This is a genomic window from Kitasatospora sp. NPDC001539 (genome assembly GCF_040298565.1).
In the GTDB taxonomy this organism is placed as follows: domain Bacteria; phylum Actinomycetota; class Actinomycetes; order Streptomycetales; family Streptomycetaceae; genus Kitasatospora.
Map to the genome: position 1 here is coordinate 1 of NZ_JBEPAK010000340.1, position 6,093 is coordinate 6,093.

4 protein-coding genes and 1 pseudogene are annotated in these 6,093 nt (G+C 74.4%); 2 read left to right on the forward strand and 3 right to left on the reverse strand.

All coding sequences use genetic code 11. The features are described 5' to 3' along the window. Positions 1–57: 57 nt before the first annotated feature. Positions 58–861 (forward strand): ROK family protein, encoded by an 804-nt coding sequence (locus ABT247_RS30995; protein WP_350749266.1) that lies wholly within the window; start codon positions 58–60, stop codon positions 859–861. A gap of 525 nt (positions 862–1,386) precedes the next feature. Here the strand turns inward: ABT247_RS30995 and ABT247_RS31000 are convergent. Both ABT247_RS31000 and ABT247_RS31010 read right to left on the reverse strand, forming a co-directional pair. Then, positions 1,387–3,819, reverse strand: a complete 2,433-nt coding sequence (locus tag ABT247_RS31000) for an ATP-binding SpoIIE family protein phosphatase (RefSeq protein ID WP_350749269.1) — start codon at positions 3,817–3,819, stop codon at positions 1,387–1,389. Positions 3,820–4,032: 213 nt separating this feature from the next. Further along, complete coding sequence (locus tag ABT247_RS31010; RefSeq protein ID WP_350749271.1) at positions 4,033–4,563, reverse strand: hypothetical protein; 531 nt, start codon at positions 4,561–4,563, stop codon at positions 4,033–4,035. A 346-nt stretch (positions 4,564–4,909) separates the two neighbouring features. Here ABT247_RS31010 and ABT247_RS31015 point away from each other — a divergent pair, with 346 nt between their 5' ends. Further along, positions 4,910–5,887: a glycoside hydrolase family 6 protein gene (locus ABT247_RS31015; RefSeq protein WP_502892536.1), complete on the forward strand. Its 978-nt coding sequence runs from the start codon at positions 4,910–4,912 to the stop codon at positions 5,885–5,887. 111 nt (positions 5,888–5,998) lie between these two features. On the opposite strand, the pseudogene ABT247_RS31020 reads toward ABT247_RS31015, so the two are convergent. Beyond that, positions 5,999–6,093 (reverse strand): annotated as a pseudogene (locus ABT247_RS31020) (PRC-barrel domain containing protein); the annotation flags it as partial.

Here is a 6,093-nt window from a genome sequence, read left to right on the forward strand (position 1 = left end):
GGATGGTCACGCCATTGGTTTCATCCATCAAGCGACTCACCCCTGTCCTGCCTTTCCATGATTCTTATCAGGGTCTCAGCGTCGAACACCGCCGCCCTCGGCCTGCACGTCGAGGGGCGCGTCCTGGCCGTCCCCGGAGTGGTGCCGAACGCGCCGCCCGGGGTGGTCGAGCGCGCGCCCAACCTCGGCTGGCACGGCGTCCGGCCCGCCGACCACTGGCCCGACCGGGACACCGCGCCCGAGCCGGAGAACGAGGCCAACCTCGGGGCGCTGGCCGAGTACTGGAGCGCCGAGCAGGCCGCGGAGACCTTCGTCCACGTCTCCGCCGAGTCCGGGATCGGCGCCGCCCTCGTCATCGACGGACGCCTGTTCCGGGGCGCCCGCGGCTTCGCCGGCGAACTCGGCCACATACCCGTCCACCCGGACGGCCCCGACTGTCCCTGCGGCTCCCGCGGCTGCCTGGAGCAGTACGCGGGCGACGCGGCGGTGCTACGCGAGGCCGGTCTCGCGGACCACCGCACGGGCGATCCGGTCGCCCTGCTGGCCGAGCGGGCGGCCGCCGGGCACGCCCCCACCCTGCACGCACTGGACCGCGCGGGGCGGGCGCTGGGCCTCGCCCTGGCGTCCGCCGTGGAACTCGTCGACCCGGACGCCCTCGTCCTCGGCGGCGCCTACGCCGAACTCGCCGACTGGCTCCTGCCGTCCGTGCGCGCCGAGCTGGCCGCCCGGGTCACCGTCCGGCCCTGGGACCCGCAGGCTCTGCGTCCCTCCGCGCTGGGGCGGCGCGGCCCGCTGCTGGGCGCGGCGCTGACGACGGTGCGCCGGATCATGGCGGACCCGATGCTGCTGCCCGCCGGGTGACCGGAGGACGTGTCGCCGCGCGGTCAGTCGTGCTCGGCGACGACCCCCGTGTGCCCGTCCCCGGTGGTGACCCGCGCGTGGACGTACGCGCCGCCGTACTCCCACGGCGGCCCATGTCCGGCCGCCCGCGCCGGATCCGTGCCCGCGTGGTGGGCCCGGACGGGCCGTCGATCAGCGAGCGCAGGGCGGTGATCGCCTCGTCGGTGACGGGCGCGACCTCGCCCTTCCCGGTCAGCTGATCCCGGCGGCACAAGGGTTCCGCTCGCTGGTCGGGGCGGCGCGGAGGGCCGGACCGTCGGAGCGCCCGGCGAGGGCTCCTCGAGTCCTGCGAGGATTCCCACGACGGATGCCCTTCACCTGGCTGTCGTCGCGACAACTGCACGACGCCGAAATGGCATTGGGGAGAGGTCAGGACCGTCTTGGTGGCGGGGTCCGTCCTGCGTCCTCCGGCGGACGGGACCACCGTGCGGAGGAGGCGGGAGCCGCCGTCAGGCCGGTCCTCCGGCGGATCGGACCGCCCCCGGATCACGTCGGGCCGAGGTTCTGGGCGCACCAGATGGTCTTGCCGTTGGTGGTGTGCCGGGTGCCCCAGCCCTGGGTGAGCTGCGCGACGAGCATCAGGCCGCGGCCGCCCTCGTCGAAGGTGCGGGCCCGTCGCAGGTGCGGGGCGGTGCCGCTCCCGTCGGAGACCTCGCAGATCAGCGCCGCATCGCGGATCAGTCGCAGCCTGACGGGCGGCTGACCGTACTTGATCGCGTTGGTGACGAGCTCGCTGACGACCAGCTCGGTGACGAACGCCGGCTCCTCCAGCCCCCACAGGGCCAGTTGGTCGGCGGCCAGACGCCTGGCGTGTGCCACCTGGGCGGGGTCGGGCTCGATCTCCCAGTCGGCCACGTGGTCGGGGTCCAGGGCGCGGGTGCGGGCGAGCAGCAGGGCCGCGTCGTCGGTGCGGTGGTCGGGCAGCATCAACTTCATCGCGGTGTCGCAGAGCGCCTCCAGGGAGGCGCCGGGCTCGCTCAGGATCCGGAGCAGGTCGGCGGTGCCCTTTCCGGCGTCGCGCCCGTGGTTCTCCACCAGCCCGTCGGTGTAGAGGGCGAGCAGGCTGCCCTCGGGCAGCTCGATCTCGGTCACTTCGAACGGCAGCCCGCCGATGCCCAGCGGGGGTCCCGGCTGGGCGACCACCGGGGCGCCGGTGCCGTCCGGCGAGACGACCAGCGGCAGCGGATGGCCCGCGCTCGCCATGGTGCAGCGGCGGGAGACCGGGTCGTACACGGCGTACAGGCAGGTGGCGCCGGTCTCGCCGGTGGGCTCGAAGCCGCCTTCGGGCCGGGGGTCGTCGGGCAGGTGCAGGACCAGGTCGTCCAGGTGGGTGAGCAGCTCGTCCGGCGGAAGGTCCACGTCGGCCAGGGTGCGCACCGCGGTGCGGAGCCGGCCCATGCTGGCCGAGGCGTGCACGCCGTGGCCGACGACGTCGCCGACGACCAGGGCGACCCGGGCGCCGGAGAGGGCGATGACGTCGAACCAGTCACCGCCCACGCCGGCGCCGGCACCGGCGGGCAGGTAGCCGGACGCCACGTCGACCGCCCCGTGGTGCGGCAGCCGCTGCGGCAGCAGACTGCGTTGCAGGGTCAGCGCGAGGGTGTGCTCGCGCGTGTAGCGGCGGGCGTTGTCGATCGCGACGGCGGCCTTGGCGGCCAGTTCATCGGCGAGGATCAGGTCGTCGGCGGTGAAGGCCTCGGGCCGGTCGCGGCGGGCGAAGGTGACCACGCCGAGCACGGCGCCGCGCGCCAGCAGCGGCACGGTGATCCGGCCGGTCAGTCCCCGTGCGGCGATGGACTGGTCGATCAGCGGGAGGCCGGGTGGCCAGTGGGCGGGGTCGGCGGCGAGCCCGGGGCCGAAGGCCCACTCGCCGCCCTGGCTGGGCTCGACGGCGAGCTGGACCATGGAACCGCCGGTGGACATGCAGCGCGCGGCGATGGAGCCCGGGGCGTAGCCGACCGGCGCCGCCGGTCCGGGCGCCGGGTCGGGGTCCTCCTTGGCGCTGTGCCGGGCGGCGCGGGCGAGCGTGATGGTTCCACCGGTGGTGACCGCGGCGGAGACGGGCGGTTCCTCGCCGCGCAGGACCTCGTCGAACAGGTCGACGGTGACGAGGTCGGCGAAGCCCGGTACCGGGGTTTCGGCCAGTTCGCGGGCGGTGCTGATCACGTCCAGGGTCCGGCCGATGCCCCTGGTGGCCTCCTTGAGGATGAGCAGGCGCTGGCGGGCCCAGTACTCGGCGCTCATGTCGAAGCCCCAGTTGGCGACCGCGCGCACCGTGCCCTCGGCGTCCCGGACGGGCCACATGCTGGTGGCCCAGGCGTTCGCGTAGGCGCTGCCCAGCGGACGGAAGATCGTGATGAGCCGCGCGGGCTCGCCCGTCCTGGCGACCTCGGAGAGCTTGTCCGTGTAGGCCGTGTCGTCCAGCTCGGGGGTCTCGCCGACCGCGAACAGCTCGCGGTACTTCTCACCGAGGACCTGCTCCTCCGTGTGGGCCACCACCGCGGCCGCGGCGGCGTTCACCCACAGGAACCGCAGATCGGGGTCGTAGACGCCCAGCGCGAAGGGGCACTGCTCGAAGGCCCGGTCGGCGATCACGGGACGGCGGTCCCAGCGCTGGAGGGTCACCACGAGACCCGCCGCCACGCCGTCGGCACGGCGCAGGGGGTGGACCGTCACCGTGGCGTCGACCGTGGAGCCGTCCCGGTGGCGCACGGCGATCGATCCCTTGGGGCGGGGTCCGTCAGCCGAGGGGAACCCCGGTGGGGGATCGACCAGGAAGTCGGTCACGGGGCGGCCGACGGTCTCCTCCGCCGTCCAGCCCAGCAGCAGGAGTCCGCCCTCGCTCCAGCCGCTCACCACGCCGTCCGGGTCGACCACCGCAACGGCGGTGGGGGCGTCCTGCGCGCCCGTCGTCTCCACACCCGCCTCCGTCGGGCAGCCGTGCACGCCGGAAGGGGAGTCCGGCGCCTCGTTCCAGCGTAGATCCGGCCCTCCGCCGCGCGCGCTCCCAGGGCGCGCAGGGCTCCCGGCGCCATGCCGTCACCGGCCGCGAAAGCCGCGCCGAGGTCGGGACGCTCCGCGAGTAGCCGCTCCGTCGCGGCCTCGCCGCTGTCCGGAGTGGGGTCGAACCCGTCAGACGGGCCGGCGCCGCCGGTAGTAGGCCCAGGCCAGGGCCAGCACGATCGGCCCCCACAGCATCGCCGGGCTGACGCACAGCCGGGCCAGGGCCATCCACCATCCGTTGCGGTACCCCACCTCGGGTAGGACGCCTGCCCAGGCGAGTGGGTAGAGGTCGAACATCGCCACCAGAGCCAGACCACCCAGGACCGCCGGGACCACCGCGGCGAACGGCGCCACCCGCCGGCCACCGACGAACGGCACCCAGCGCGGCACCACCTCACCCCAACCGGCCACCAGCCCGGTGGTCAGCAGAGCCAGCGCCTCGGTGAGCACACTGAGCCCGACGACGTAGAACGGAGTCCACCAGGGAGCGACCGGCGCCGCAGGGTCGATCGTGCCCATCCGGAAGTCGGCGGCGAACGGCAGTCGCCACAGGCAGTGGGGCAGCACCACGAACGGGAGGGCCTTGGCGAGCCGGAGGGCCCAGACGGGGACGGGGCGCTCGGTGTCGCCGAGCGGGAGGGCGGGGCGTGTGATCGGCATGACCCCCACGATCGACGAATCCCCACCGCGGCGCGTCGGCTGCACGCACGATCGGCATCCCCCACGAGAGCCACCCCTCGATCGTCCTGGCGGCCCACCGTCGGCAGAGCCCGGCGGCCATCTCGGAGGTCCGTCACGGGACAGCCCTCGAGGCGGGCGGCTCGGTTCCGCGTGGCCACCCTGCTCCGTCCGCCGTCCCCGTCGGTCCCCTCAACGCCAGGGCACCGTCCGGCACTTGCCGTGCGCACTCTTGACGGCACGTTCGGTCGGGCCCAATCATCCTGACACGTGGAAGCGCTCCCACCAACCCCTCCCCACGTCCACCCCCACCCCGTGGAGGAAGCCCGTGCGCCGCTCGCTTCGCAGGCTGTCCCTGCTCCTGGCCCCCGCCCTGACCCTGCTCCTGGCCGCGGTCCAGCCCGGAGCCGCCCACGCCGCCGACCCCACCACCCTGGCCGGCGGTTTCTACGTCGACCCGGACTCCAGCGCCCAGCAGTGGCTCAACGCCAACCCCGGCGACGGCCGGGCCGCCGCCATCCGCTCCTCGATCGCCTCCGTGCCGACGGCCCGCTGGTTCGGCAACTGGAGCGGCACCATCGGCACGGCCACCGGCGCCTACGCGGGCGCCGCTGCCGCCCGGGGCAAGCTGCCGGTCTTGGTGGCCTACAACATCCCCAACCGGGACATCTGCGCCGGCCAGTCCGGCGGCGGCGCCGGGTCCGCCGCCGAGTACGCCACCTGGATCGCTGCCTTCGCCAGCGGCATCGGCAACCGGCCGGCGGTGGTCATCCTCGAACCCGACGCGCTCGGCGACCAGAGCTGCATGAGCGCCGGTCAGATCGACGAGCGCAACGCCATGCTGCGCAACGCCATCGCGCAGTTCAACGCCAAGGCCCCGAACACCCGGGTCTACCTGGACGCCGGGAACCCCGCCTGGATCAGCGCCTCGACCATGGCCCAGCACCTGGCCGCGGCCGGGGTGAGCGGAGCGCACGGATTCTCGCTGAACGTGTCGAACTACGTCGACACCGGGCAGAACACGGCCTACGGCGACGCCGTCAACGCCGCCCTCCGGGCGTCCAACGGCTTCGCCAAACCGTACGTCGTCGACACCAGCCGCAACGGCAACGGATCGAACGGCGCCTGGTGCAACCCGCCCGGACGCCGGCTCGGCACGCCCACGCAGTACGGCGGCGGCGGAGCCGAGATGCTGCTGTGGATCAAGGCGCCGGGCGAGTCCGACGGCAACTGCGGCGTGGGCGCCGGATCGACGGCGGGACAGTTCCTGCCGCAGGTCGCCTACGACATGATCTTCGGCTACTGAGCCGAGGACCTTCCCCTCGGCGGAGCCGGCGAGTCGGCCCGCGGCGTCGCGGTACGGCACCTGCTGGCCCTGCGCGGCCCGCGGCCCCGCGGGCCCGTGGGACCGGGCGCTGTACACCTTCTTGTCGTGCTGGTCGACGCGGGCGACGGTGCCGGCGGGCAGCAGGACCCGGCTGCCGAAGATCCACGGGCCGGTGTCGACCACCA

Excerpts from the sequence above, each read along its gene's own strand:
- ABT247_RS30995 (WP_350749266.1), top strand. The coding sequence starts at position 58 with ATGATTCTTATCAGGGTCTCAGCGTCGAACACCGCCGCCCTCGGCCTG.
- ABT247_RS31010 (WP_350749271.1), bottom strand. The coding sequence starts at position 4,563 with ATGCCGATCACACGCCCCGCCCTCCCGCTCGGCGACACCGAGCGCCCC.